At 38.9% G+C, this 26,379-nt stretch carries 19 protein-coding genes and 1 other RNA gene; 8 read left to right on the top strand and 12 right to left on the bottom strand.

Annotated elements, in window-relative coordinates; all coding sequences use genetic code 11:
- The 4 genes from I6F41_RS08770 to fabB all read right to left on the bottom strand — a co-directional run.
- A partial coding sequence (locus I6F41_RS08770) for a FimV/HubP family polar landmark protein (protein WP_331460880.1) occupies window positions 1-2,234 on the bottom strand: 2,234 nt, incomplete at its 3' end.
- Window positions 2,235-2,582: 348 nt separating this feature from the next.
- Window positions 2,583-3,599, bottom strand: a complete 1,017-nt coding sequence (locus I6F41_RS08775; RefSeq protein WP_011328736.1) for an aspartate-semialdehyde dehydrogenase — start codon at window positions 3,597-3,599, stop codon at window positions 2,583-2,585.
- 45 nt (window positions 3,600-3,644) lie between these two features.
- The gene (locus I6F41_RS08780) at window positions 3,645-4,766 is read right to left on the bottom strand and encodes a 4-phosphoerythronate dehydrogenase (RefSeq protein ID WP_086998476.1); all 1,122 of its coding nucleotides are present in this window, start codon (window positions 4,764-4,766) and stop codon (window positions 3,645-3,647) included.
- Between the two features lie 109 nt (window positions 4,767-4,875).
- Window positions 4,876-6,087 (bottom strand): beta-ketoacyl-ACP synthase I, encoded by a 1,212-nt coding sequence (gene fabB / locus I6F41_RS08785; RefSeq protein ID WP_011328738.1) that lies wholly within the window; start codon window positions 6,085-6,087, stop codon window positions 4,876-4,878.
- Window positions 6,088-6,268: 181 nt separating this feature from the next.
- Between fabB and mnmC the strand changes: the two genes are divergently transcribed.
- Together mnmC and I6F41_RS08795 are read left to right on the top strand one after the other, a co-directional pair.
- Window positions 6,269-8,278 (top strand): bifunctional tRNA (5-methylaminomethyl-2-thiouridine)(34)-methyltransferase MnmD/FAD-dependent 5-carboxymethylaminomethyl-2-thiouridine(34) oxidoreductase MnmC, encoded by a 2,010-nt coding sequence (gene mnmC, locus I6F41_RS08790; RefSeq protein WP_197108188.1) that lies wholly within the window; start codon window positions 6,269-6,271, stop codon window positions 8,276-8,278.
- Between the two features lie 82 nt (window positions 8,279-8,360).
- Window positions 8,361-8,996 (top strand): NAD(P)-binding oxidoreductase, encoded by a 636-nt coding sequence (locus I6F41_RS08795; protein ID WP_011328740.1) that lies wholly within the window; start codon window positions 8,361-8,363, stop codon window positions 8,994-8,996.
- A 5-nt stretch (window positions 8,997-9,001) separates the two neighbouring features.
- Here I6F41_RS08795 and I6F41_RS08800 read toward each other — a convergent pair whose 3' ends face one another.
- Window positions 9,002-9,760 (bottom strand): sulfite exporter TauE/SafE family protein, encoded by a 759-nt coding sequence (locus tag I6F41_RS08800; protein WP_197108190.1) that lies wholly within the window; start codon window positions 9,758-9,760, stop codon window positions 9,002-9,004.
- Window positions 9,761-10,355: 595 nt separating this feature from the next.
- On the opposite strand from I6F41_RS08800, the gene gltS reads away from it, so the two are divergent.
- Window positions 10,356-11,570, top strand: coding sequence for a sodium/glutamate symporter (gene gltS, locus I6F41_RS08805; protein ID WP_011328742.1), 1,215 nt, complete (start codon window positions 10,356-10,358; stop codon window positions 11,568-11,570).
- Window positions 11,571-12,283: 713 nt separating this feature from the next.
- Here gltS and ssrA read toward each other — a convergent pair.
- Window positions 12,284-12,640, bottom strand: a transfer-messenger RNA (tmRNA) gene (gene ssrA / locus I6F41_RS08810).
- 270 nt (window positions 12,641-12,910) lie between these two features.
- Between ssrA and I6F41_RS08815 the strand changes: the two genes are divergently transcribed.
- Window positions 12,911-14,536 (top strand): DUF342 domain-containing protein, encoded by a 1,626-nt coding sequence (locus I6F41_RS08815; RefSeq protein WP_197108192.1) that lies wholly within the window; start codon window positions 12,911-12,913, stop codon window positions 14,534-14,536.
- Here I6F41_RS08815 and rnt read toward each other — a convergent pair.
- Window positions 14,520-15,218 (bottom strand): ribonuclease T, encoded by a 699-nt coding sequence (rnt, locus tag I6F41_RS08820; protein WP_011328771.1) that lies wholly within the window; start codon window positions 15,216-15,218, stop codon window positions 14,520-14,522. The two genes, I6F41_RS08815 and rnt, sit on opposite strands and share 17 nt — an antisense overlap.
- A 207-nt stretch (window positions 15,219-15,425) precedes the next feature.
- On the opposite strand from rnt, the gene I6F41_RS08825 reads away from it, so the two are divergent.
- A complete protein-coding gene (locus I6F41_RS08825) occupies window positions 15,426-16,304 on the top strand; it encodes a flagellar protein MotY (RefSeq protein WP_086998494.1) in 879 nt (292 codons plus the stop codon).
- Window positions 16,305-16,314: 10 nt separating this feature from the next.
- Here I6F41_RS08825 and I6F41_RS08830 read toward each other — a convergent pair whose 3' ends face one another.
- The gene (locus I6F41_RS08830; RefSeq protein ID WP_197108194.1) at window positions 16,315-17,205 is read right to left on the bottom strand and encodes a DMT family transporter; all 891 of its coding nucleotides are present in this window, start codon (window positions 17,203-17,205) and stop codon (window positions 16,315-16,317) included.
- Between the two features lie 220 nt (window positions 17,206-17,425).
- Between I6F41_RS08830 and I6F41_RS08835 the strand changes: the two genes are divergently transcribed.
- A complete protein-coding gene (locus tag I6F41_RS08835; protein ID WP_182684173.1) occupies window positions 17,426-18,628 on the top strand; it encodes an aromatic amino acid transport family protein in 1,203 nt (400 codons plus the stop codon).
- Window positions 18,629-18,822: 194 nt separating this feature from the next.
- Window positions 18,823-19,188, top strand: a complete 366-nt coding sequence (locus I6F41_RS08840; RefSeq protein WP_041454510.1) for a hypothetical protein — start codon at window positions 18,823-18,825, stop codon at window positions 19,186-19,188.
- A gap of 73 nt (window positions 19,189-19,261) precedes the next feature.
- On the opposite strand, the gene I6F41_RS08845 is transcribed toward I6F41_RS08840, so the two are convergent.
- The gene (locus tag I6F41_RS08845; protein WP_197108196.1) at window positions 19,262-21,448 is read right to left on the bottom strand and encodes a TonB-dependent receptor; all 2,187 of its coding nucleotides are present in this window, start codon (window positions 21,446-21,448) and stop codon (window positions 19,262-19,264) included.
- A 385-nt stretch (window positions 21,449-21,833) separates the two neighbouring features.
- On the opposite strand from I6F41_RS08845, the gene I6F41_RS08850 reads away from it, so the two are divergent.
- Window positions 21,834-22,424, top strand: a complete 591-nt coding sequence (locus tag I6F41_RS08850; protein ID WP_182684175.1) for a LuxR C-terminal-related transcriptional regulator — start codon at window positions 21,834-21,836, stop codon at window positions 22,422-22,424.
- On the opposite strand, the gene I6F41_RS08855 is transcribed toward I6F41_RS08850, so the two are convergent.
- From I6F41_RS08855 to I6F41_RS08865, 3 genes are read right to left on the bottom strand one after another with little or no spacing between them, the layout of a single operon-like run.
- A complete protein-coding gene (locus I6F41_RS08855; protein WP_197108198.1) occupies window positions 22,414-23,265 on the bottom strand; it encodes a hypothetical protein in 852 nt (283 codons plus the stop codon). The two genes, I6F41_RS08850 and I6F41_RS08855, sit on opposite strands and share 11 nt — an antisense overlap.
- On the bottom strand, window positions 23,255-25,663 hold the full coding sequence (locus I6F41_RS08860; protein WP_197108200.1) for a fimbria/pilus outer membrane usher protein: 2,409 nt from the start codon (window positions 25,661-25,663) through the stop codon (window positions 23,255-23,257). The genes I6F41_RS08855 and I6F41_RS08860 overlap by 11 nt, the downstream gene beginning before the upstream one ends.
- Window positions 25,664-25,668: 5 nt before the next feature.
- Complete coding sequence (locus I6F41_RS08865; RefSeq protein ID WP_231613476.1) at window positions 25,669-26,355, bottom strand: hypothetical protein; 687 nt, start codon at window positions 26,353-26,355, stop codon at window positions 25,669-25,671.
- Between the last annotated feature and the right edge of the window lie 24 nt (window positions 26,356-26,379).

Here is a 26,379-nt window from a genome sequence, read left to right on the forward strand (position 1 = left end):
GCTTCAGGCTGTTCTTCATCATCCTGCTCACTTACTTCATCGATTAAGCTGTCGATATCGTCAATATCATCTAAGTCAAAGTCATCAGCTTCTTCTACTAACTCAGCTGTATTATATTGCTCTTCAAGCGCTGCTTCAGGCTGCTCTTCATCGCTTTGTTCGCTAACTTCGTCGATTAAGCTGTCGATGTCGTCAATATCAACACCATCATTTTCTTCAACTAATTGTGTCGTGCTGCTTTGTTCTTCAAGCAGATCATCATCCTGCTCGTTTGCTTCATCGATTAAGCTATCGATGTCATCTAAATCAAAGTCGTCATTCTCTTCTACGAGCTCTGTAGCGCTGCTTTGCTCTTCCAGCAGATCATCGCCCTGCTCGTTTGCTTCATCGATTAAGCTATCGATATCATCTAAATCAAAGTCGTCGTTTTCTTCAACTAGCTCTGTAGCGCTGTTTTGCTCTTCCAGCAGATCATCGCCCTGAACGTTTGCTTCGTCAATTAAGCTGTCGATATCATCTAAATCAAAGTCGTCGTTTTCTTCAACTAGCTCTGTAGCGCTGTTTTGCTCTTCAAGCAGATCATCGCCCTGTTCGCTTTCTTCATCGATTAAGCTGTCGATATCGTCTAAATCAAAGTCGTCGTTTTCTTCTACGAGCTCTGTAGCGCTGCTTTGCTTTTCAGGCAGAGCATCGTCCTGCTCACTTACTTCATCGATTAAGCTGTCGATATCATCTAAGTCAAAGTCGTCGTTTTCCTCTACCAACTCTTCTGTATTTTTTGGTATTGATGATTGCTCTGATTCTAATAAATCATCAATATCAAAATCGTCATCTTCACTTGCTAACTCTTCACTAAAGGCAGATATTTCATCGTGAGAATCCCCACTCTCTGGTGCTACTTTGTCGCTATCACTCGATTCAATTTCTGGTAAGCTATCGTCTTCATCAAATAAGCTATCTAAATCATCAGCACTTAAAATATCATCACTGTTTTGTGATGTGTTTAAGTCTAAATCAATAGTGTCCTCTAAGCTGTCATCTACAGGCTCATCAAAGCCTTGCTGCATAAAAATATCGAGCTCATCATCGTCTTGGCCGTCTTCATCATCAAAAATGATGTCATCGCTCAGTAAGCTTTCTAACTCATCTTGATCTAATAAATTGCTATCGTCTAATGAGTCGTCAAACGCTACATCGTCATCTAACAGCGCGTCATCCGAAATACCGTCATCTAATTGAACACTTAAATCATCCAACGGATCAGGAATAATAGGATCGTCGTGGCTAGCTGCACTTACAACATCATCGCTGTCATCACTGCTATAAACGGGAGTTTGCGGTAAAAACTCTTCATCTTCTTGGTTATTTTGTTCTGTGTTATTTGCGCGTTTACGTAACAACATTACAACGGCAAAAATAATTAATAATGCAGGTATAGTCATTAACAAAATTAAAACCAGCGGATTAGATAGCAAGGCTCCTAAGTCAAATTCGGCATCTTGTTTGGCGTCTTTGATTTTTTGTTGCGCTATTATTTCATTTTGTTTAACTATTAATTCTTTAAGTTGCAGCTGTATTTCGCTGTCTTGCCCTAGTTGCTCGCGTAAGTTTTTTAGCTCTTGTGAAATACCTGTGAGTTGTTTTTTAAGCTTGTTATTCTCTACTAATATTTCTTCAACATTGTTTACCGAACTTTTAAATTGCTGTTGCAGCTCAACTAATCTATTACTTTGATCCGTTTTTATGTCATTTAATTCTTTTTGTAATTCTTTTTTAGCTTCGTCTACGTCAACTTTACGCGCTTGCGTTACTTTGGTTTGAGCTGTATTAATTTCGCTTTGCGTTAGCGTGCCGTTTTTCTTTTTTTCCCATAACTTGTCGTCTTGTTCAGAGCGCTGTCTTGCTAGCTCAGAGCTAACACTTTTAATTTCAGCTAAGGTGGGTATGTTTAAATAGGCACCACTTTGCATGTGGTTAAGGTTTTGTTCTAAAAATGAATTTGGATTTTTGTTATACAAGGCCTGCATAACTTGATAAATGCTTACAGAGTTATCAGGACGAACTTTAACAGCAATACGCCAGAGTGTATCGGTCGGTTTTATTGGCCCTATTGCTCGTCCTTGCACACCATAGTCAACGCCTTTAGGCCCCTTTAGTTGGGTACTGTCTTGAGAGTAAACAGAAGTGACTATCAATGCAGACGCCAATATAATAAGTGAAGCTAAACCGCGCATGCTGATCCTTTAATGTTTAAATGTTAACGTAGCGCCACAAAGTGGGCGCATAAACATTGATTATTCTTGCCGTTATCAACCAAATGGCTGACTCACATTTTTTATTACAATCTATTTTTATTGCAAGCTCTATTCCAGTTACAAACTATAAACCAGTTAGCCACTAATATCCATCGCAACACTTTGAAAATAAATACCTTAAATTTATAATTAAAAGTATTTAAATCTGTTACATCAACATCTTTATACGCTTTTAAATTATATGCGGCAATTAATTGACAGCCATATAAACAAAAAGCGGCAAACAAATAATGTTTACCGCTTTTTTTGCTTTAAAGCTATAAGTAATTACATGTAGTTAGCAATAAGCTCTTCTGCAATTTGTATGCTATTTGTTGCTGCACCTTTGCGGGTATTATCGCTTACAACCCACATATTTAAACCATGTGGATGTGAAATATCGGCGCGTAAACGACCAATATAAACTGTGTCATTACCGCTGGCATCAGATACCGCTGTTGGGTAATCGCCCGCATCATCAATAAGCTCAACACCTGGCGCGTCGTTTAATAACTGTTTTACGTGTTCAAGGTCATATGGCATACGTGTTTCTATATTGATTGACTCTGAATGACCAAAAAACACCGGTACTCTTACACACGTTGGGTTTACTGCAATGGTAGTATCGCCTAATATTTTATGCGTTTCGTTAACCATTTTCATTTCTTCACGGGTGTAGCCGTTATCTTCAAATGCATCTATTTGTGGGATCACGTTAAACGCAATTTGCTTAGGAAATATATCGCTGTCAACTGGACGGGCATTCATTAAGTTAGCGGTTTGCTTTGCTAACTCATCAACCGCTTTTTTACCTGCGCCCGACACTGCTTGATATGTTGATACATTAATACGGTCAATTCCGTAAGCATCGTATATTGGTTTTAGTGCCAACATCATCTGAATAGTTGAACAGTTAGGGTTGGCAATTATGTTACGGTTTCTAAAATCGGCTAAGCTTGCTGCGTTAACTTCTGGTACGATTAGAGGGACTTCAAAATCATTTCTAAAAAATGATGTATTGTCGATTACTACACAACCAGCATCTGCAGCAATTGGCGCGTACTGCTCTGACACACTACCACCAGCAGAGAAGAAGCCTATGTGCGCTTGGCTAAAGTCAAAGCCTTCAACATCTAGTACTTCAATGGTCTCACCACAAAACTTAATGTCTTCGCCTGCGCTGCGGCTGCTAGCAAGTAAAAAAAGTTGATCCACTGGAAATTTACGATCTGCTAATGTTTCAATGATTTGACGACCAACTAAACCTGTAGCACCAAGTACCACAACGTTATATTTTTGCGACATATTTATTCCTCTTTAAGCGATATTAAAACAACATCGCTAGTTAAATTAGTTTGCAACAGTAAACCCAAGCTGGGCTAAAGCGGCTAGCTGCGAGCTATCACCTTGTATTGTTAAAGTGCTAAATTCTCGTCTTACAGGGTAGTTTTTACGTAAACTATCAAAACCGTTATTCGCTAAATCACGCAGTAAAATACCGTCATCACGGCGTACGTCGTAAATTAAATGCACCAAACGCGCAATATCAGCTTCATTAAAACTTTGTCCTAATGTAGCTTGCGTAATTGCAGGCACGGGTAAAAACTCGTCGAGCGACTTTGTTGCTTCTATCCCTTTGAGTTCACAAAACTTTTGATACAATATTTGTGTACCACGGGCTTTCCCTTCAAGGGTGTGCCCTGCAATGTGAACGCTTGCATAGCGCACATGCTCCAATAGCTCAGTTAAAATAGTGGGTTCGTTTTCCCATACATCAAGCACTAAATCTAAATCGGCACCCGCTTGCATCACTTCTAATAATGCTTGATTGTCAATCACATCACCACGGCTTGCATTAATTAACGTAAGCCCGGGTTTGAGCGCTTTTAATCTGGCTTTATCCATCATATGTAGCGTTTTATGCTCGCCACTTTTTATAAGCGGAACATGAAAAGTTACAATATCTGACTGCGCAAGTAATTGATCAAGTGCTACGTGCTCGTTTAATAAGCCTTGCGCATGTTTTATTGGATCACATAAAAGTACAGTTAAATTCAGCGCTTGTAATTTTTGCGCCAAACAACTGCCAATACTGCCTACGCCAACTATACCTATTGTTTGATTATTAAGTGGGCGGGCGTTTTCTTGGCTTAAGGCATATAAACTGCTTATTACATACTCGGCTACCGCAATTGCGTTGCAGCCTGGCGCGCTACTAAAGGCAATATTTTTATCATTTAATAATTGCGTATCAATATGATCAACACCAATTGTTGCGGTGCCAACAAAGCTTAGTTTGTTAGCGTGTGCTAAAAGCTCATTATTAACCTGAGTGACTGAGCGAGTAAGCAGCACATCTACGTCTATTAGTTGATCGGCTGTTAATTGTCGCCCATCAAAACGCTCAACTTCACCAATGTCTGCAAAGTACTGCTCAACTAAAGGCATATTCTGATCGGCAAGAATTTTCATACAGAGTCCGTTTGGCAATTAAGGGTCGCTATTGTAACGAACAACCTAGGCTTTGCACAAACTAAAAAGCCGAGCAATGCTCGGCTTTGGGTATTTAGTAAGAAACTAATTAACCTTTATATTTACTCATAACTAACGTGGCATTTGTACCACCAAAGCCAAAGCTGTTCGACATTACAGTATTTAACTCAACATCACGACGTTCAGTAACAATATCAAGGCCTGCAGCTTGCTCGTCTAATTCATCAATATTAATTGATGGTGCAACAAAGCCATGCTCTAGCATTAATAAAGAGAAAATAGCCTCGTGAACACCCGCCGCACCTAGGGCATGGCCTGTCATTGCTTTAGTTGCGCTGATCATTGGTGAATTACCACCAAATACGTCTTGAATAGCGCCAAGCTCTTTAACATCGCCCACTGGAGTAGATGTGCCATGCGTATTTAAATAATCAATACTTTCTACGTCTTGCATAGCTTGGCGCATACAGCGTGCAGCACCTTCGCCTGAAGGAGCAACCATGTCGTAACCATCAGACGTTGCACCATAGCCAACAATTTCTGCGTAAATATGTGCGCCACGAGCAAGAGCATGTTCAAGCTCTTCAACCACAACAATACCGCCACCACCAGATATAACAAAACCATCGCGGTTTGCATCGTACGTACGCGATGCTTTTTCTGGTGTTTCGTTGTACTTAGTAGAAAGTGCGCCCATAGCGTCAAATTCCATTGCTAAAGTCCAGTGCAGCTCTTCACCACCACCAGCAAAAACAACATCTTGCTTGCCAAGTTGAATTTGTTCTACTGCATTACCAATACAGTGCGCTGATGTAGCACATGCAGAACTAATAGAGTAGTTAACACCTTTAATTTTAAACGGTGTTGCTAAACATGCAGACGTGGTGCTTGCCATAGTACGTGGCACCATATAAGGACCTACACGCTTTACGCCTTTTTCGCGTAAAATATCAGCCGCTTCTACTTGCCATTTAGATGAACCACCACCAGAACCAACTATAATACCCGTACGCTCGTTTGACACTTGCTCGTCAGATAAACCTGAGTCTGCAATCGCTTGCGTCATTGAAATATAAGAATAGGCAGCAGCATCACCCATAAAACGCATTGCTTTGCGGTCAACATGTTCTTTAACGTCAATATCAATTTTGCCCGACACGTTGCTACGTAGCTTGTAATCGGCAAATTCTTGGTTAAACGCAATGCCACTACGGCCTGTTTTTAACGATTCTAATACTTCTTCTTTGTTGTTACCAATACTTGATACAACACCGATACCTGTAATTACGGCTCTTCTCATGGGTAATTCCCTTAGCTTAATACTTAATTGCGTTCTATTTTACGCGAATTTAATCATCTAAGTGGTCAGCTTTCTAGCGTACACTTGTACTCTGAACTGCTAGCTTATAAATAACGCCAGACTATTTCAAAGAAAACACGTAAAATAATTAAAAAATTTCATCTCTAAAATTAAATGGGTCATGATAAAAAACGCCAACATTCACTTTAACCACCAAGGCACACCTGTTGCCAATGACTTCGATGATATTTATTATTCTGACGATAATGGCTTAGCTGAATCTTATTATGTGTTTTATCAGCAAAACAATATAGATACACGGTTACAAAGCCATGACCAAGCACATTTTGTTATAGCCGAAACCGGTTTTGGTACTGGCCTTAACTTTTTAAATACATGCCAGCACTTTACTGACCACCTTGCACGCCAACAAGTTCAAAAGCAACTAAACTATGGTGTAAAGCGACTACACTTTATTGCCTTTGAAAAACACCCATTAAGTGTAAGTGACTTAAGCAAAATATTAACAGCATGGCCTGAACTTAATTTATTAAGTGAGCAACTTATCAGCCAGTATCCCATTAATTTAGCAGGCTGCCATCGACTTGAATTTAATAATGGGACAATAGTGCTCGATTTATATTTTGGTGATGCACTGGAATCGATTAAAACAATGAGCTATCCGCGCTCAGGTATAGTAGATGCTTGGTTTTTAGATGGTTTTGCACCGAGTAAAAACCCTGACATGTGGCAACAAAGCCTGTTTAATGCCATGGTTAACATTTCAAAAGTAGGAGCCACCCTTGCTACCTTTACCGCTGCCGGCTTTGTTCGTCGTGGGTTAAGTGATGCAGGCTTTACCATGCAAAAAGTTAAAGGATTTGCGCACAAACGTAGCATGCTAATTGGCACATTAAAACACACTAACGATACGCAATCGGCGCCAAGTTATTTTAATCACGATGCAAGCCCGCTTAGTAATGTGGCGGTAATTGGTGGTGGTATTGCCAGCAGCTGTATTTTATACAGCCTAGCTAAGCGAGGTATTAGCAGCCAATTATTTTGCCAAGATGCTGCACCCGCTATGGGGGCATCGCACAACGTGCAAGGGGCGGTATACCCTCATTTACAAGCAAAAAACTCCCCACACAGCGAGTTATTTGCGCATAGCTTTTTATATGCCAAACGGCTTTATAAACAGTTACTCAATGATGGCTTTAGTTTTGATCATAGCTGGTGCGGTGTATTGCAGCATGCAGTAAAACAGCCACTCGTTGATCGCCATGAAAATTTAGCCCAGCAGCAATTATGGCCACAAACATTAATGCGTAACGTAACCGCAGAGCAAGGAGATACTATAGCCGGAGTTACTACTGGTTATTCTGGCGTCTATTTTGAACAAGGTGGCTGGGTAAACCCACCACAACTAGTTAATGCTATGTTGAGCGCCGCCCATTGTTTGGCGCCTTATAAAAGTACTTTTAACTGCCATATAGAACAATTAAAAAAAACCAGCAACGGCTGGCTACTTTTTAGTAACGGCAAACAGTTTGGCCCCTTTAGCGATGTAATTATATGTGCAGGTGAGCACAGCGATGCATTTGCACAAACTAAAGCACTACCAATCGTTGGTGTACGCGGGCAAGTATCGCATGTGCAGGCAAGTGAGCAGTCAACTAAACTAAAAACAGTGCTGTGCCATAAAGGCTATTTTACACCCGCTTATTTAGATCATCATTGCATGGGTGCAACGTTTGAAAAAAACACCAAAAGCCGACAAGTAACTGAGCAAGACAACCTTAGTAATCGCGAGCAATTACTCAACTTTTACGGCCACTGTAATTTTGCAACTAGCTTAGGCAATATAACCGCAGCAAAAGCCGCAGTGCGTTGTAGTTTTATTGATCACTTACCTATGGCAGGAGAATGGGTAGAGCAAAGCGATTACCTAACTGCCTTTGCTAATTTACGTTTAGGTAAACGCTATCAGTACCAAGCCCTAAGTAAAAAACAACAAGGGCTACATATTTTCACCGGCTTTGGTGCACGTGCTTTATGCAGTGCGCCACTTTGCAGTGAACACTTAATTAGCAGTTTAAACAACGAGCCGCGCCCTCTCAGCGAGCGTGTAAGCCAAGCTATTCACCCTGCTCGTTTTATAGTGCGTGATTTAATTCGTAATAAAATTTAATCAGTTAGCTATACTTGAAAGGTATACCAACGAGTCACGATCTACTGTAAGCTGAAATAGCAAACAAATTTAGGAGTTAATGATGAGTAAAACCTTAATTATTGGCGCAAGCGGGCAAATTGGTAAAATGACTACCGAGTTATTACTCCAGCATGAGCATAATGTAATCGCTTTAGTGCGCAATAAAAATAAACTAAGTGATTTAAATAGCGTACATTTAACTATTATCGAACAAGATTTAGAAAGCGATTTTAGTGACGTAGTAAAAGACTGTGAGCAAGTTATATTTGTTGCTGGCTCAGGCGGCGGTACAGGTGCTGATAAAACCTTATTAATTGATCTGTGGGCTGCTACTAAGGCAATTAACTTTTCAAAAGAGCACGGTGTTAAACACTTTATTATGGTGAGCTCGTTAGGTGCTGACGATCCTGATGCAATTCAAAGTGATCTAAAACCTTACCTAGTAGCTAAACACATGGCAGACAGATACCTAATAAATAGCGGCCTTAGTTATACCATTGTACGACCGGGTGCATTAACCAACGAAGCTGCATCAATGCTTATTAGCACAACACGACCAAGCGATCGTTCAAATGCAAAAATAAGCAGAGAAAACGTTGCTCATGTTTTATTTAACATTGCGCAAAATCAATGTAATAGCAGTTGTATTTTTGAGCTTTTTGATGGCGACAGCCCTATTAAAGCTGCGGTAAAATAATCTGCTTATAGCAATATTTCACTTATGCCTTGCCAAGCCAATTGGCAAGCCATAAGTGTTAATATAACCTTAAAAATAGCTTTAAAACGTGCTGTAGGCATACGTTTAAGTAAATAAATACCTAACCAGGTGCCTAGCGCACCACTGGCAATCATACCTATCACCAATGGCAACCATTGCCAAAAGTTAAACCCAATAACAGTATAAACAAACGCCTTTAACACATGCTGTAGGGTCATAATGCTAGAAAACGTTGCAGTGAACTTTAATTTGTCATAATTATTAATATGCAAATAACTCGCTACTAGCGGTCCACTTGCGCCAACAAACATAGAAATAAATGCCGTTATTAAACCCGCAACTAAACGCCCCAGCTTTGAGTCGTTTTTAAATTTAGGCGTTTTACCCCACAATAAATAAACCACAAATACCGCAACCGCCAACTTCATACCATCTAACTGAATATCATTAACTACAGTGCTAGAAATGCCAGCGCCAACCAACCCACCAAGCGTAAAGTAAATAAACATACTTTTATCTATATGTTTAATGCTCAACACTAGTCTATTTGCATTCGATCCTAATTGTACTAAGCCATGCACTGGCACCACGACCGTCATTGGCATAATTGATGCCATAACAACTAATAACATCAGCCCGCCACCGGCACCAAACGCGGCAGATACAAACGATGTAATGCCTGCAAGTACAATAAGTAACAGCGCTATACCGGGAGTAACAAACTCTGTAGCCAATAAATCCATATTTATGCTCTAGGGTGAATAACACCTTATATTGAGGCTTATTTTAGTGATTTTGTATAACCATTAGGTATAACATGCATAGTTTAAATTGCGTTCAAAAAATATAAGCATTGTGTAAAGCCACAGCACATTAAAGCTCAGCATTAAGTTTAAAATATGCTTACAACAATTAATTATAGATTCAATTTTAAAGTTAATAACCCGCTATAAATTAGCCAAAACGCGTAACGAATAAAAATGAACTGTCCCTTTATCTATTCAACTTTTAACAATTACACCCAACTTTGCTTGTTGAAAAAAAACACAACTACACAAAATCTAATGAATAAGGACTGCTTTATGACTGTATTTGCTGCAAAATAGTATACAAACTTAAAATATGCATCTTGATTGGTAACCGGTATATGCTAAGCTCCTGCCCTCAAAATTAAACTTTGCCTGTTTTTTATTAATGATTTGCTAAGTTGCAAGGTACTGCTTTTGCTTATGGCGCTCTAAAGTTTTGAACTGCTAATCTGTTGATTACCTCTTCACGGTCAAACTTTGGTTCATGTGCAAACAAAAATATACCGTATTAAAAAGGTTAAATGCGCTTATGAATATTGAAATTTCTATTATAGAAACCTTGTTAGTTTCTTTGTTAATACTTTTTGCAGGCTATTATCTCAATAGCAAAATTGCTTTTCTTAAAGACAACAACATTCCTGAACCCGTTGTGGGTGGTATTGCCTTTTCTATTATTGCGGCCATTCTGCACGTTTACTTTGATATTAACTTTCAATTCGATATGACTTTTAAAACCCCATTAATGACCATGTTTTTTACCACTGTTGGTTTGGGTGCGAGTTTTAGCTTATTAATTAAAGGTGGCCCTAAAGTCGCGCTGTTTTTGGGCGTCGCAACAATTTATTTATTGGTGCAAAATGCCTTAGGTATATCTATTGCGGTAGCAACCGGTATGGAGCCTTTAATGGGGTTAATTGGCGGCTCTGTAACACTCTCTGGTGGCCATGGTAGTGGTGCTACGTACGCTGATTTGTTTATTAATGAATATGGTATGCAAAGCAGCGTATTTGAACTGGCAATGGCAGCCGCTACGCTTGGGCTTATTCTTGGTGGCTTAGTTGGCGGCCCAGTCAGCAGGCGCCTCATTAATAAATACAACTTAAAAGCAGACACTTCATACCATGAAGAGCGCGATGACACAGTTACCTTCGACCCAGATGATCACGACCTAGTAACACCGCGTAAAATGATGGAAACCTTGTTTGTTATATTATTATGTATGTACTTAGGCCGCATGGGCTACGACGCATTAAAAGCAATTGACGTTATTCTACCAGCATTTTTAATCCCATTATTATTTGGTGTTTTTATTACTAACCTTACTGAATTTTCTAAAATTTATAAGGTAAGCCGCGCCTGTATAGACTTATGGGGCACCATGGCGCTATCAATGTTTTTAGCCATGGCTTTAATGTCGTTAAAAATATGGGAACTGCTGAGCTTAGCCGGCCCAATGATATTTATGATTTTAGTACAAGCCGTTATGCTAATGCTATTTGCTTACTTTATTACCTTTAGAGTAATGGGTAAAAACTACAACGCCGCAATAATAGCGGGCGGTCATTGTGGTTTTGGTTTAGGCGCAACGCCTACCGCAGTTGCAAATATGGAATCTTTAGTATCTCGTTACGGCCCCTCACCACAGGCATTTTTAGTAGTACCTTTAGTGGGCGCATTCTTCATTGATATTACCAACGCACTCATTATACAGCTGTATTTAAGCTTTCCTTTTGTTAGCGGTTAATAGCCGCACTTAAGCTATTGTATTAAACATTAAGCCAGCCTTAGCGCTGGCTTAATGTTTACTTCGTATCTACTTACTGCTTTATCTCATCGCTAAGCAGCAACCTTACAAACGTATCAAATCTCAACTTACTTTCAATAATCTAAAGCAATACAAGTTTAGTATTATTTACTAAGGTAGATCCCCCCATAAAAGCCCTTCACAGCCTGCTACAGCGCTTTATAAGAAGTTATCTATCGTTGTGGTTAAACCTTGTTAAAATCTCTTACAAGCTATTGGTTTTTTGAGCATTAGGTATTAAGTTGCCAATAACCCGTTTTTTAGCGCCAATTCGCTTCACCAGCCCAGATTCTTTCAAAACCTTTATTCGCCTTTAGATGGTGCTCAACGACGTTTCGCTAGCGACAACTAACTGTGCGTTTGTAATATGAGGATCGTTGCTAATAAGGTTGATTATTAATTTATCTACATCAGACAGTTTTAAACTCTCAGTTACTCCCCTCATTTAAACCTTCATTTTTTAAAAGCTTAGCTTCGGTTACTGCATCAACACTCAATAAAGAGCGCTACCGGCTTGGTGGGTACTTTGGCGAGTAGCTTAATGGGTCTGTGATCTTAATTAACCTTTAGCCATAAAAAAACCCGCAAGCTTGATTTCTCAAGCGTTGCGGGTTTTTTAGGGTTTTTAGACAAACGAATCTAAAAACCGATATTGGTGGAGCTGGGGGGATTTGAACCCCCGTCCGAAAAGCCTCGACCGTCGGTACTACATGCTTAGTATTGTCATTTAATTAACCTTTAAGTCCCGGACAAACACGGTAAATAAAGGCGAGGCCGCTTAGTTTTAACGCTTCAACCCCGGCCAGGGTTTCCATCGCGATCAGGTGTTAGGGTGACACTCCAAAATCTAGTCCACAAGAATACATAGAAGGAGCGCTAGCTGGCCTAAGCCGCTAGAGAGTAGTTATCGTCGTTTGCGATTACTTTAGGTTGCGGCTGTTTAACGAGGCAAACCGCACCTCGACATGCACCTTGGGCTTCTTGAATTCCGTCGAATCCTAATCAGCCCCTGAATTAGTAACTCATTCAGAGCGTACGGCTAGTATAACCGAGTAATATGCTGATACTCAAGGCCCTTCGATGCTTTATTTTTACTTACTAGGCACTATTGTGCATTAAACAGGCAAAGCTATGCAAACAACCCGAGTAAGCAATAACATTTACTTAACACACTCTCTGCTTTGTGCTCAAATACGAGATTAAAATTTATTTAATAACAAATTTTGATCTTTATATAAAAAATAAAATAATAACAGGCATATTACGTAGGGAATTTATAAATGTCGGTTTTCTCATTTAATCAACAAACAGGGTACTTGTCTTTATTAAAGCATCCTATAGACAGTGGTTTTATAGCAACAACAACACAGTTAATAACATTGATAGAGCAATCTCAGTATTGTGACTTTGAGATTATAGCTGTCAATATTAGTAAGTTATTTACGCAAAGTAAAAATTACCAAAGCGAATCGTTAATTGTTGCACACGCAATTAATGCCGCTATTACTATTAATATTGATGACAAAAATATGGTAGCCGAAGCAACGATTAAAACGGCAAAAGGTGGTGTATTGCTATCAATGCAAGACGCACAAAAAGCACTTTTTGATGCTGGTATTAGTAAGGGCATAAGCCCACAAGCCTTAGATAACTTTTTAGGACAGCAATTTGAGCACCCAGCAGGAAGCGAATATTCTGCAATTATTGCGCATGGCCGTAACCCTAAAAAAGGCCTTGACGCCAAATTTGTACGTTTGTGTTCAACCGCACAAGATCGCGTACTTAGCCCGCAAGCTAAGGAAGGCGGTAAAGTTGATATGAAAAATTTAGGGGCAATTATTACGGTAAAACCAGGCACGCCACTTATGCAGCGAGTTGCGGCTACTTTAGGTGAAGATGGTTATACTGTATTTGGCGATATTATTTTAGCAAAGCCCGGAAAAGAGCATCAATTGCAGCCCTTTGAGGGAACCAAAATAGATCCTAATAACCCAAATATATTAATAGCTGATTGCAAAGGCGTACCAGTTGCCCTCCCCCGTGGAATGCGTGTGGATGACGTGTTATGTTTTGATAACGTAGATGTAAGCACCGGCCATATTAACTTTACCGGTAGCGTAATTATTAGTGGTGATATTAAAGATGGTATGCATGTTAAAGCGAATGGCGACATTACTGTTTTAGGCTTTGTAGAATCAGGAACAATACACAGTAAAGGTGCAGTAACCATTATGCTAGGTGCCATTGGCCGAAAGCGCGAAGTTGATGAAGCATTTAGTTGCCACATAATTGCTCAGCGGACTATTTGCGTTGGATATGCGCAGTATTGCCACATAGAAACAGCGCAAGATCTCTTTATTGAACGCCAGGCTTTACATTGTGATTTACGCGCTAAGCGATTAATTAGAGTAGGAAAAGCGAACAATCCGCGCGGTAAAATAATTGGCGGTAATATATTAGATGCACTGCGTCTTGAAACTGGTGAGCTGGGTGCGCCCGCAGGAACTAAAACCAAGGTGTTTTTAGCACAACATTGGTTTGAACTGAGAGAAAAGCAAACTGAAATTTTTGACTTTGAAAAGCTGCTTGCTGATAAATCTGCTGTGCTAAAAAATGCGCGAATTAAGGCCAACAAAATCCCAGCGCCGGCACAACGTCAACTATATTTAGATAAAATAAAACTTAACGAGCAGCATATACAAACACGTACTGCCCAGTTACAACGTCAAAAACAGCTTATTAAGCATAAAATAATGCAACTATTGGCCACCAGCCACTTAAAAGTTAACGATTTAATGCATCCGGGTGTGGAGCTTAAAATAGCAAAAGACACTAAGCAGTTTTCGCGTATTTATCCGCCCCATTTAGTCAAACTAAGCGAAGGTAAAATTACTCAGACGTTTTAGCATCATCGCTGTCAATATCATCTACTTGTAACTCAGTATCGGTGTTTTCTAATGGCGCTAGTGGCCAACCGCCTAGTTGTTGCCAGCGATTCACTATTAAACAATAAAGCTCAGCGGTACGCTCTGTATCGTAAAGTGCTGAGTGTGCTTGGCTATTATCAAATTCAATACCCGCTGCTCTACATGCTTTGGCAAGTACAGTTTGCCCTAAAGCAAGCCCTGCTAACGATGTAGTATCAAAACTTACAAATGGATGGAACGGCGTGCGCTTTATATTATTGCGCTCTATTGCTGCATTTAAAAAACCATGATCGAATGCTGCATTATGCGCAACCACAACTGAACGTTGGCAGCCGGCTGCTTTTTGCGCTTTGCGCACAACTTTGCAAATTTCTTTAATTGCATGCTCTTCAGGCACGGCACCGCGCAGTGCTGAAAATGGATCAATACCATTGAACTCAATGGCCGCTTGTTCAATGTTAGCGTCTGCAAACGGTTCTACATGAAAGTGCACCGTGTGATCTATGCTAAGCAATCCTTCGTCATCCATTTTTAAAACAGATACTGCAATTTCTAATAAAGCGTCGGTATCTTTATTAAACCCGCCAGTTTCAACATCAATTACCACTGGAAAAAAGCCACGAAAGCGTTTTGCGAAAAGTGTTTGCTCAGTATTTGCCATAGTCTTCTTGGTTTGTAGGTGTAAGCCATCTATTATGTCAAAATTGAGGGCCTTTCGGCTAGGGGATTTATTGATTAATTATAGCTAAAACTATAGGCATGTAATTTGCTTTGCAGTTAGAGCTTACTCAGTATTGTTTACTATTAAGTGCTATTACACGGTATTTTGCCAAATTATTGGCAATACTGATTTACTGGAGAATTCCCGATGAAGTTTAAGTTGTTATTTATTAGCCTTGGTATTACCAGCGCACTTTGCAGTTATAGCAGCTATGGTGCTATGCGCCAATACATTGCCGATCAAGACAACTCTAATTGGCAAGTAGTTAAAACCACTCGTTTACAATGCCAGTTAAATCATGAAGTTCCATATTATGGGGAAGCCATATTTAATGTTAATGCAAGTAAAAACAAAGACCTTACTTTTAATTTAGATATGGTTGTTCGCCCTGATAATTATGCTATTGCGGGCTTAAAAGCAGTGCCACCAGCATGGCGAGCCGGTACGCCAGTTCGCGATATAGCTGACATGAAGTTACTTAAAAAGTTTGACGGCGAACTGGGTAATAAAACCGCATGGGAAATGCTCACCGAACTTGAAAAAGGTAATCAGCCTACTTTTTATTATCAAGACTGGCAAAATAGTGCCGATAAAATTGCCGTAGGCATGTCGGGGGTTAATTTTAAACAAGCCTATTGGGCCTTTTTACAATGCCGCGATGAATTACTGCCATATAGCTTTGAAGATATTTCGTTTACGGTAATGAACTATCAGTCTAACAGCAGTAAATTAACTAAATCTTCGCAGCAACGTTTAGATAAAATTGCTGAATACTTAAAAAATGATCCAAGTATTGAGTCAATTAATATAGCGTCTTATACCGATAGCTATGGCGGTCGATGGAATAACCTAGACCTTTCTAAAACACGCGCTAAAGCAATTAAAGATTATATGATTAGTTTAGGTGTTGATGAAACTAAAGTGCATACCGATGGGTTAGGTGAAAAACGTTTTGTAGACACTAACGATACTATTTTAGGGCGCAACAAAAACCGTAGATTAGTAATTCAAATAGCGAAAATATGATGCTTTAACATCATATTTTTTGCTTATTTCGATTAACTATTTGCTCGCCAAACTGAAACACACCTAAGCTTAGTAAAATAATAACCGCACCATTAATAAGCTCCTTGCTAAGCGGTTCATTATTAAGCCATGCGCCAAGCCCTAATGCAAAACTTGGGGTAATAAGCGTGGTAAGTGCAACAGTACTGGCATTTAAGTTTTGTAATACATGAAAATACGCCAGCGCTCCTAACAATGAGCCAAATACTCCTAAATAACCAATAGCCCATATTGATTTAGCACTCCAATTTTGTATATTTAATTCACCGTCTAGCAGCAACCAAGCAATAAAAAATAAAGGTGTTACAAACACCAGAGCACCAAATGTAGTTGCCATAGGATGAATAGCAATTTTAACCCGCTTGATCATCACTCCACTTAAACTAAAAAAACACACCGCTATAAACACATATAACAAACCAAGCCCCTGAGTTTGCGAGTGCTTAATTTGGTTATAGCTGACAAAATATAATCCGATTAGGGCACATGTCAGTGCGATTAGCTTAATTGCACTAAACTTAGGCTCGTTAAGGAGTTGCTGGGCAAGTAAGCCCGATAAAATAGGCGCTAAGCCAAACATTAATGAAATAATGCCTGAGGGCACTGTTTTAGCCGCCATATAACTAAGTAACATGCCACCAAAAATACCTATGCTAGAGTAAAAATAAAGTAAGCAGGCATTTTTATTCCACGGCACCCTAATACGCGTAATAGCTATAATTACAGCACCTAAAGTAAGCCCTACCAACATACGTAATAAAACCGCTAATGTTGGCGATACTGTATCGCTGCTCCACACTATACCTAATGGTGTGGTTGACCATATAAGAACCATTATAAAGTACGATACTTTAATTGGCACATGCCGCTCCTTAGCCATTAACAATAAAACTCAAAAAACTTCAAATAAACTATACGCTTAAAGCACTTTTTTAATAGTTAATATTAATAAAAGATGCATTTAAATTACAGTTGTAAATAGATAATTACACTTTATTTTATTTCTTTTATAACAAAACTATTTAAGTTTTGGTTAACTAGTTATATCTTGCGTACCTCTCAAGATTGATCAGGATCATTAAGTGCTTAAAAATAAAACAATAGGTAGCATGTTAATTGTTGCAGGTACTACCATAGGTGCAGGTATGCTGGCCTTACCAATTGCATCAGCCGGACTAGGGTTTAGTACTGCGCTGACATTAATTGTCGGTTGTTGGTTATTAATGACCTACACTGCACTGCTAATGCTTGAGCTCCATCAATATGCTCCTCGCGATGCGACGCTAAATACCTTAGCTAAACTTTGGCTTGGCAAACGTGGGCAATATGTAGCTAACTTTTCGGTGATATTTTTATTTTACGCTTTGTGTGCAGCTTATATTGCTGGTGGTGGCGCACAACTTCAAGATCGCATAAACACGGGGTTTAACGTGAGTATTGCACCGCAACTGGCCTCTGTTTTACTGGCGGTTTTAATTGCTGGTGTCGTAACTCTGGGTACCAGTAAGGTCGATAAATTTAATAGAGTGCTGTTTTCAATAAAAATTGTGGTACTTGCCAGCCTGTTTTATATGTTAACGCCTTATGTACATGGCCAACATTTACTTGAAATGCCAGTAGAGCAAGGCTTAATACTCTCGGCTATTCCGGTGGTATTTACCTCATTTGGCTTTCATGGCTCTATTCCTTCAATTGTTAAATACGTAGGATTAGAAATAAAAACACTGCGTAAAGTAATGATAGCGGGTGCAACGCTACCGTTAGGTATTTATATTTTTTGGCAAATATTAAGCCAGGGTATTATGAATCAAAATGATTTGCTCAATAGCCAAGGTTTAAGTGGCTTTGTACAAAGCATGGCGAGCATTGCGCACAACCCAAACGTTGCCACTGCCGTTAAGTTATTTGCTGATCTTGCATTGGCCACTTCATTTTTGGGTGTAAGTTTAGGTTTGTTTGACTTTTTTGCCGACACTTTCAAAAAAGCAGATACAAAAGCGGATCGAATTAAAACGGCATTAATTACCTTTATACCTCCTCTTGGTTTTGCCATATTTTATCCGCAAGGGTTTATTATGGCGCTTGGCTACGCAGCGATTGCCTTGGTTATTTTGGCCGTTTTTTTACCTGTAGCTATGGTTTATAAGCAACGTAAAAGTACACAGAACACAGGTTATAAAGTACGCAGCGGTAATATTGGCTTAGCCATTGCAGCATTATGCGGTTTAACTATTATTAGTGCCCAAGGCTTACAAATGGCCGGATTAATACCCGCAATAGGCTAATTCTAATAACTCCCGAGCTCAATGCTCGGGGCTCAATAAACCGTAGTTACACCAAGTATTGAGCCAATTTAAACAGCTTAGGGCAATCACTTTTATCCATTAATTTAAAATTTAATCGTTTTGTTACGGGTATGTTCATTTTCGTTACTTATAATGGTGTTAAATATTATTTTATATCGATGGAAAAATTACACATGAATAAATTAGCAGGTTTAGCATTATTAGGCACTTTACTTACATTAACCGCGTGTGAAGATGCCAAAGAGATCAAAGAAGACGCCAAAGACACCGGTGCTCAAGTACAGCAAGAGCTAGATAAAGCGTGGACTAAAGTAAAAGAAACCACTCACGAAATTAAACATGACGAGTCGCTTAATCAGTTATTACAGCAAAGTAAAGCAATGGGTTTAGATATGTACGATGACGGCAAAGAAGTTGCTGTTGATGCGTGGATAAAAAGTAAAGAAACGGCAGGCGAGCTAACCGAAAAAACCAAACAAAAAGCACGTGAAATTGCCGAAGAAATTGAGCAAGCACGTAAAGATCTTAACAAAGATTAATTTTGCCCTACTAATATTAAAAAAGGTAAGCCGCGGCTTACCTTTTTTGTTTAAATGCGTTAGCTAAATTAGTTTACAGCTCGAAGTCTTTTTTGAACTTTAAACCAAATTCACTGCGGTCATTACTGCGCATAACGCCAACAAAACCAGTTTGTTGTAGGCGTCCTACATCGTACACTTCGTTTAATACGTTTTCACCATATAATGTTACTTCCATATCGCCGTACGGGTTAGTGTAAGAAATATTAAAGCCAACTAACTCACGAGAATCAATTGTTTCGCTATAGTTAAATACTGACTGACCTTGCATTTCACTGCGGTACGAGTAGTTTGCATTAAAAGCCAGAGTGCCACCGTTATTTAAATCCATAAAATATGAAGGCGCAATCATCACAGTCCAGCGTGGTGTTAATGCAGGCGAATCGCCTTTACCAATTCCTTGTACGCCTGCTGCTACTTCACTAATTTCTGAATCTAAGTAACCCACTGCACTGCGAATAGTAAAGTCGTCAGTAATGGCTACTGTTGTTTCAAGCTCAATACCTTGCGCTTTTGATTGACCAGCATTTTCAACGATAGTTACAAAACCACCGCCCGAAGTAGGGTCTGAAAATGGCAGCGCTAAATCTGTGTAGTCAGTTACAAATACAGCCAACATCATAGATACATTTTCGTGTACTTGGCCTTTTAAGCCAATTTCGTAGTTAATTGCTTTTGTTTCATCAAATGATGAAAACTGATCAGGCCCGCCAAATGGACGCGGTGGAAAGCCACCTGTTTGGTAACCTTTTTGAACTTGACCATACACATTCATATTATTACTAAGCTGGTACGAAGCATTTATATCCCATGTCACAGCATCAAAGTCTGCAGATACATATTTACGTTCGGCAAAAGATGGAAAAATCGCATTCGCTTCTTTTTTATCTTTTGAGTAGCGCAGGCCACCACCAATGCTTAAATCGTCGGTTAAATCGTAGCCGGCATTAAAGTAAGCAGCATAAGAGTTGGTTTCTTGATTTATTTCGAAGAAGCCAAAACTGTCAGGCGTATTGTATGGGCTAAATACAAAGTCTTCTGAGCGGGTAAAACCATCTTCATTAAAAAAGTATAAGCCAGATACAAAGTCCATGTTGTCATACGTTGCGTTTAACTGAACTTCAAATGAGTATTGATCTGCACCACCTTGCTCTGGAAACTCAGATAAATTAAGCGCTGATGCATCATCATCTAAACCACCTTCATACTCAGAGGTACGGTAGCTTGAGATAAACTTACTTGTATAAGTGTCGTTAATTGCCCAGTCAGCAGCAAATGAAGTACCCCAACCTGAGTAAGAAGTTGATTCAATACCCGCAACGGTTGTGCCTAAATCATCTGGATTTGCCGGAATTAAGTCTGGTGTTAATAATGGGAAATCGCCATTGTTCTCATCATTTGGATCAAGTGGTGCGGTAAGCTCAATTGTATAAGGCGATTGGCCCGATTCGTTATCAACGCCATCTAAAGAAAAAGTAAATGCAAGGTCGCTAGTTGCTTGGTATTTAAATGCAACACGGCCACTAAACTCTTGCTCTTCACCAATTTCCTTTTCTGGGTTAGCTAAATTAACTGCAGTACCCACCCCATCACGCTGCTTGTATGACGCACTTGCCGACATACTTAAATCATCAGTTAATGCGTTATTAAAGTAAATATCGCCTGCTACACGACCGCGGCTACCCACTTTTGCAGTCGTTGTTAAAATGCCTTCATCACCTGGTTGCTTGGTTATTACATTAACCGCGCCACCTAAAGTATTACGGCCATATAAAGTACCTTGAGGGCCACGCAATACTTCTACACGCTCAACATTCGGTAGCGATAAATTTGACCCCATTTGACGGCCTAAATACACACCATCTAAGTAAACCCCAACACCAGGATCGGTAGTAATAACATGATCTTGAAGGCCTATACCGCGAATAAACACAGATGCATGTGCCGAGTTACCCACGCCATAACGAGTAATATTTAAATTAGGTACATACTTACCAATATCTTCTAAATTACTCATATTGGCTTTATCAATGAGGTTTGCACCTATTGATGTAATTGCGGTTGGAGACTCAAATAAGCTTTCTGTACGTTTACGAGCGGTTACTTCTATTTTTTCAAACGCGTCTTGCTTTGCTGTTGTTTTGGTTTCTTCTGCATTTACTGAGGTAGTGAGTGCAGCAATAATTGCTAAGCTTAACGGTGAGAGGTTGCGTAATTTCAAAAATAATCTCCAAAGGGTATAGGTTTTGTTATGCGTTATATTTTTATAAAATATAAATTGTAGGCATAAAAAAAGATGCGTTGTAGCATCTTTCCTCTGGATGTAAATTATATGATATAAACAAGATGATATGTATCATTTTCTAATATTTTATTAATAAAAACCCTGCCGCGCCACAACTCCTCGCTAAAAGTTATTCAGTAAAACGCCATTCACCTTAAATTATTAAAATGAAGAGGTAAATAAACCCACAGAGCCTATTGCGTATACTACAATTAAACAAGCGATTTAAGTTAAATAACAAACGATTTGTACATTATTCCACCATTGATATTAACTGAACTTAGGAATATAGTATTAATACTTAAGTGTATGGAATAAATTTATGGCAATTGAAAATGTAACGAATAAACAGATAAAGTGTTTAAATACTTCCGGGTATACTTCTTTATTTTGTGTGGCGACACAATACAATATACTGCTGGTAAATTATCAAGCACTTAACGTTATCACTAACTATGAACTAATTAATCAGTTTATGTTAAAAAATGAGCACCAAGGGCTTGTTATTTTTGACGTGCCTAAAGACAGTGATGTTATTCCATTAAAAGAATGGCCTAACTTAAAGGGCTTATTTTATGCTAATACAGACGAAGCTCTTTTTCACCAAGGGTTAGAAGCGATTAATAAGGGAGAACTTTGGTTTCCTCGCGCAGTTACTGATTGTTGGATGAGGCAAATGCTGGCTAGCGAGCAACAAACAACACTGCAGTCGAATAACCTTACCTGTAAAGAAATTAAAGTTTTAAACTTACTGTTTTCAGGAATGCACTCCAGTGCTATTGCCGATAGCCTGTTTATCAGCGAAGCAACTGTGCGAGTTCATTTACATAAGGTGTATCAAAAAATCGCCGTTAAAAATAAGCAGCAAGCACTTGCATGGTGTCAAAAAAACTTAAACAAAGTTAATAGTTAAGTGGGCTAATTTGAAACCTTATAGTATCTGTATACTCACCAGCGGCTTGCTCTTTAAAGTCAGCTAACTGTATTTTAAGTGGCAATAAAAACACAGTTTGCCCAGCGTATGAAAACGTTTTATTTGTATCATGACTCAATCCTAACCAATTACCCGCCAAATCTAAATTATAATCTATCGCATATTGTTGCTGATACATACTGTGCACTAACTTACCTTTATTATCAGAGCTAACACGCAGCCGAACATCTGAATTAGTCACTACTTGCAGGCTAGGTAACATAGCGTATTCTTGCAGAGGTATTAACTCTCCTAAGTTAATGGTATTTGCAAAAGTATTATAACCAAGCACCGACAGGCTGGTTCTTGGGGCAATATCTGTTTCAATGTCAAGTTGACGCTCATCGAGCAGCTGATTATTTTGATCATAAAGTTTTATTTGCAATCTATCTGTGTATAACCCTGCCTTTACCGGTGTACCCGATGGGATCAAAAGTTTAACTTCAGCCGCTGACTCTACTAGTTGTAAACGACTAATTGATGAGCTGACTAATTGCTGAGTATCACTGCGAAATTGATAAGCAATACTTTGAAAAGCGCCTTTTAGCTGCGCTTGGTTTTCACTGGTTAATATTATATGCAGCTGGCACTGCTCGTCATTTATTACATTAATGCGCAGCTGCTTTTTTGCATCTACTTTTTGTAATGCATGGTACTGATCAAAGTCATCAAATAGGTGGGCAATATTATCTAACCTTGCATTACACTGTGCATAGCTAATATGAGGTAAAAGCAATAAAGCAAAGCCGCTAATAAAAGTAACCATTTTTTTAGTGTACATAAATATTTCCTTTTCTTTGTAGTTGCTCACCTTCTTTTACATCTAAAATAAATTGCGATTTTTCGCTATTATTTAATTTAACTTCGTAACTACAAGGTATAAGCCCAGTTAGTGCAAAACGACCTGATTTATTAGTAAAAAACTTATGCTCTTTATTACTTTTATCGCTAGAACAAATAGCAACGCCAACTTGTAAAGCTAATGGCTGCTGTTGTTGGTCAAGTAAAGTGGCGATAACCGATATATTTGCAGCAGTACCAATCATTACACTGTGACCACTGCGATAAGATGGAAAAAATACCACTAAACCAGAACCTAAATCGTAACCAGGCGCTAAATCATCAATATCAACAGAAACAACTGTACTATCGTATGAGCTAAGATCGTTTAATAACATAGTGTCAAAATCTGCGTTATTTGCTCTGTATTGATCTTTATATTGGCCCAAGGTTATTTTTTTATCTTTTAGGCTCGAGTGGGGTTTAATTAAAGCAAAGCTGTCGTATATAGGCTTACCTATTGCCCAATCATCTCCTGCAAATGCTACGCTGGATGCAAAGCTTACCCGACTTTGATGATAAGCTGAACTTGCATTTAATTGCTCATAAAAGCTAGCATGATCTAAACTTGCTAAGAACCGGTTGCCATTATATTGCGTGTTTAAGTCAAATAATGCTTCATTTTGGTCATTATGTTCAATTCCTGTTCTTAAACTAAATGCTCCTACATAGCGTTGGTTAGCATCTTGGGTGTACTCTAAACGTGTTTTGTTTCTACGTGATTGGTGAGATAACTTTAAACGTCGATCATTACTAAACTTATAGGTTAAAGAGAGCCTAATTCCCCACTCTGCATTATCTGCTATTTCATCCCATTGAGCGCCTAAGCTATAGCGCCAATTGCCATTACTTACATCACCTGTAAAGTTAACACCTGCAGATTTATCAAATTGAACTTGGTCATGCGCTCTTGATACATTTGCAAAAAAAGAGGTGCGTAAAGTAGGGCTATTAAAAAAACTATAGTTAGCTTGGATTAAATGCTCTAGTAAGCGGGCACTATCTTGCAGCTCAGGCCGATAACCTAGTGCTCGAAAGTCTTTAGTAGAGTACTCATAGCCAAAACTATAATCCAGATGTTTATCACTATTATCGGTAAAGTTACTGTATACAAGTCTATACGCATAACCTCTTTTATCGCTAAAGCTAACTGAGTTCTCAAATGCGACTTGTCCTAATTTAGCTGCATAAATATTTTTAAATCCAACCTGTTGCACAATTTCATCAGCTTGAGCTGCAAAGCCAACAGTCCAACTTGGCGATATACCATAATCGAGGTAAGTACTGATTAACGGATAATCATCATTATAATCTAACTGATCTGTTAATTCTGATGGCACCCCAATATGGACTTCATATTCTAGCTGTCCCTCTGCAAATAAGTCGAGCCCTGTAGTAACGTCAAAATTAACATAACGTACGACACCTGCAATATCAGTGATCCGCAAGCTGATATTATTACTCCCCTCATTCAATGGAATATCATCTAATGAATATATGCCTGCTGTTAAATTTAATCGCTGTACAATCCTATCGTCGACTAACACTTCAACCGAGGACGGACTATCTAAGGTAAAACTTCTAGATGCACTGGGCCTTATTTGTCTATCGGAAACCAATGAAAAATCATGAGCAAACGACACGCCCAGAATACGTGACGTAGATTGAAAATAACTACCCGAGCTGTAATTATCGCCTATTGATATGCGAGCTCCTTTTAACGGCAAGTCATGAACTAAGCGTGTACCTAAACGCTTTACATTAGGTGAAGTTGCCTCAACATCTGATAAATACTCAAGTTCATTTTCTACTACCCATCCCCGCCAGTTCATTACCATTTCAGCGCGTGCCGCTAATTGTTTGTCCTCTGTATCTGTAATACTATTTTGTTGGTATAAATAGCTAGAATAAAGGTTAACAAAGCCACTTAAGTTTGCAACTTCAGACGCTTGTAGTCTTCTATCGTTTGATTTTAAGCTTAATGTTTGCGGGCGGGTTAAGTTAAGAGGCGCATTTATTTTTAAACTAAAGTCGCTTAAGTCAAAGTTAATCACAAAGCCAAATTTCTCTAACGCTTGCTTGCTAAGCATACCATCAACAACTTTAGCTTTTAATGTAGTAAGACCTTGTGGATAGAGTTTTTCATTGAACACTGTTTCAACTTCGTCCCACTTAAGTAGTAAATTATCACCTGGCTCCACTGCAAGTGTTACTCTGCCAATATCTGTTTTATTAAGCTCAGCCTCAACACTTAGCTCAATCGTTCGGTTAGATGGGTTTATTGTTGCTAGGCTTACTTGAGTGAATAAAATTAATAATAAACAAATAAATATACGCATATTTATTACCTCATTAATTCTAAGCGTAAGCTTTTAAAACTATCCTTTTTTATCGATTTTGGTTTAGGTATTTTTATATAGTGGCTACTATTAGGTGCAAAAAACACATCATAGCCTTGTGCTTTTAATTGTTGCTTTAAAATGCGCTCTATTAATACTCCAGAACTTTCATCAGTTAACTTGATCTCATAATCACTTAATCGACTCGCACCTAGGCCTTTATTTATTATATTTACCATAATGTCTGTTCCCTCAATATGAGACTGCCCAACGGCTAAATCTGCTATTAACTGCGGTTGATCAACATGCACAATTAAGTTCACATTAAGCAGCATGGTCAATTGCGATGCTTTGTCTGCTAAGTGAGCGTTTAATGGTTGCTCAATCAAGCTAACTTGGTAACTTTTATCTGTGGTTGGTAGTACTTTATCTAGCCATCTAAATTGAATACGCTGACTTTGCCCTGCTTGTAGCAATAACGACGGCGGAAACACCCACAATGGCGAATTTTCTAACGGTACTAATTGTGGTTCATCTTGTGTAAATTGAATTTCGTATACCTGTATATCAAAGGCAATATCACGTGGTAACTGATTGTGTACTAAACTAGATGCGCCATTTGACACGCCATTTGGTGAAAAAGTAACTACCATGGGTGTTACTTCTAAAGCGTAGGCGGGCAAAGCTAACATTACAAATAATAATAAATAATAATT

The sequence above is a fragment of the Pseudoalteromonas sp. SCQQ13 genome, assembly GCF_015864415.1.
Taxonomy (GTDB): domain Bacteria; phylum Pseudomonadota; class Gammaproteobacteria; order Enterobacterales; family Alteromonadaceae; genus Pseudoalteromonas; species Pseudoalteromonas nigrifaciens.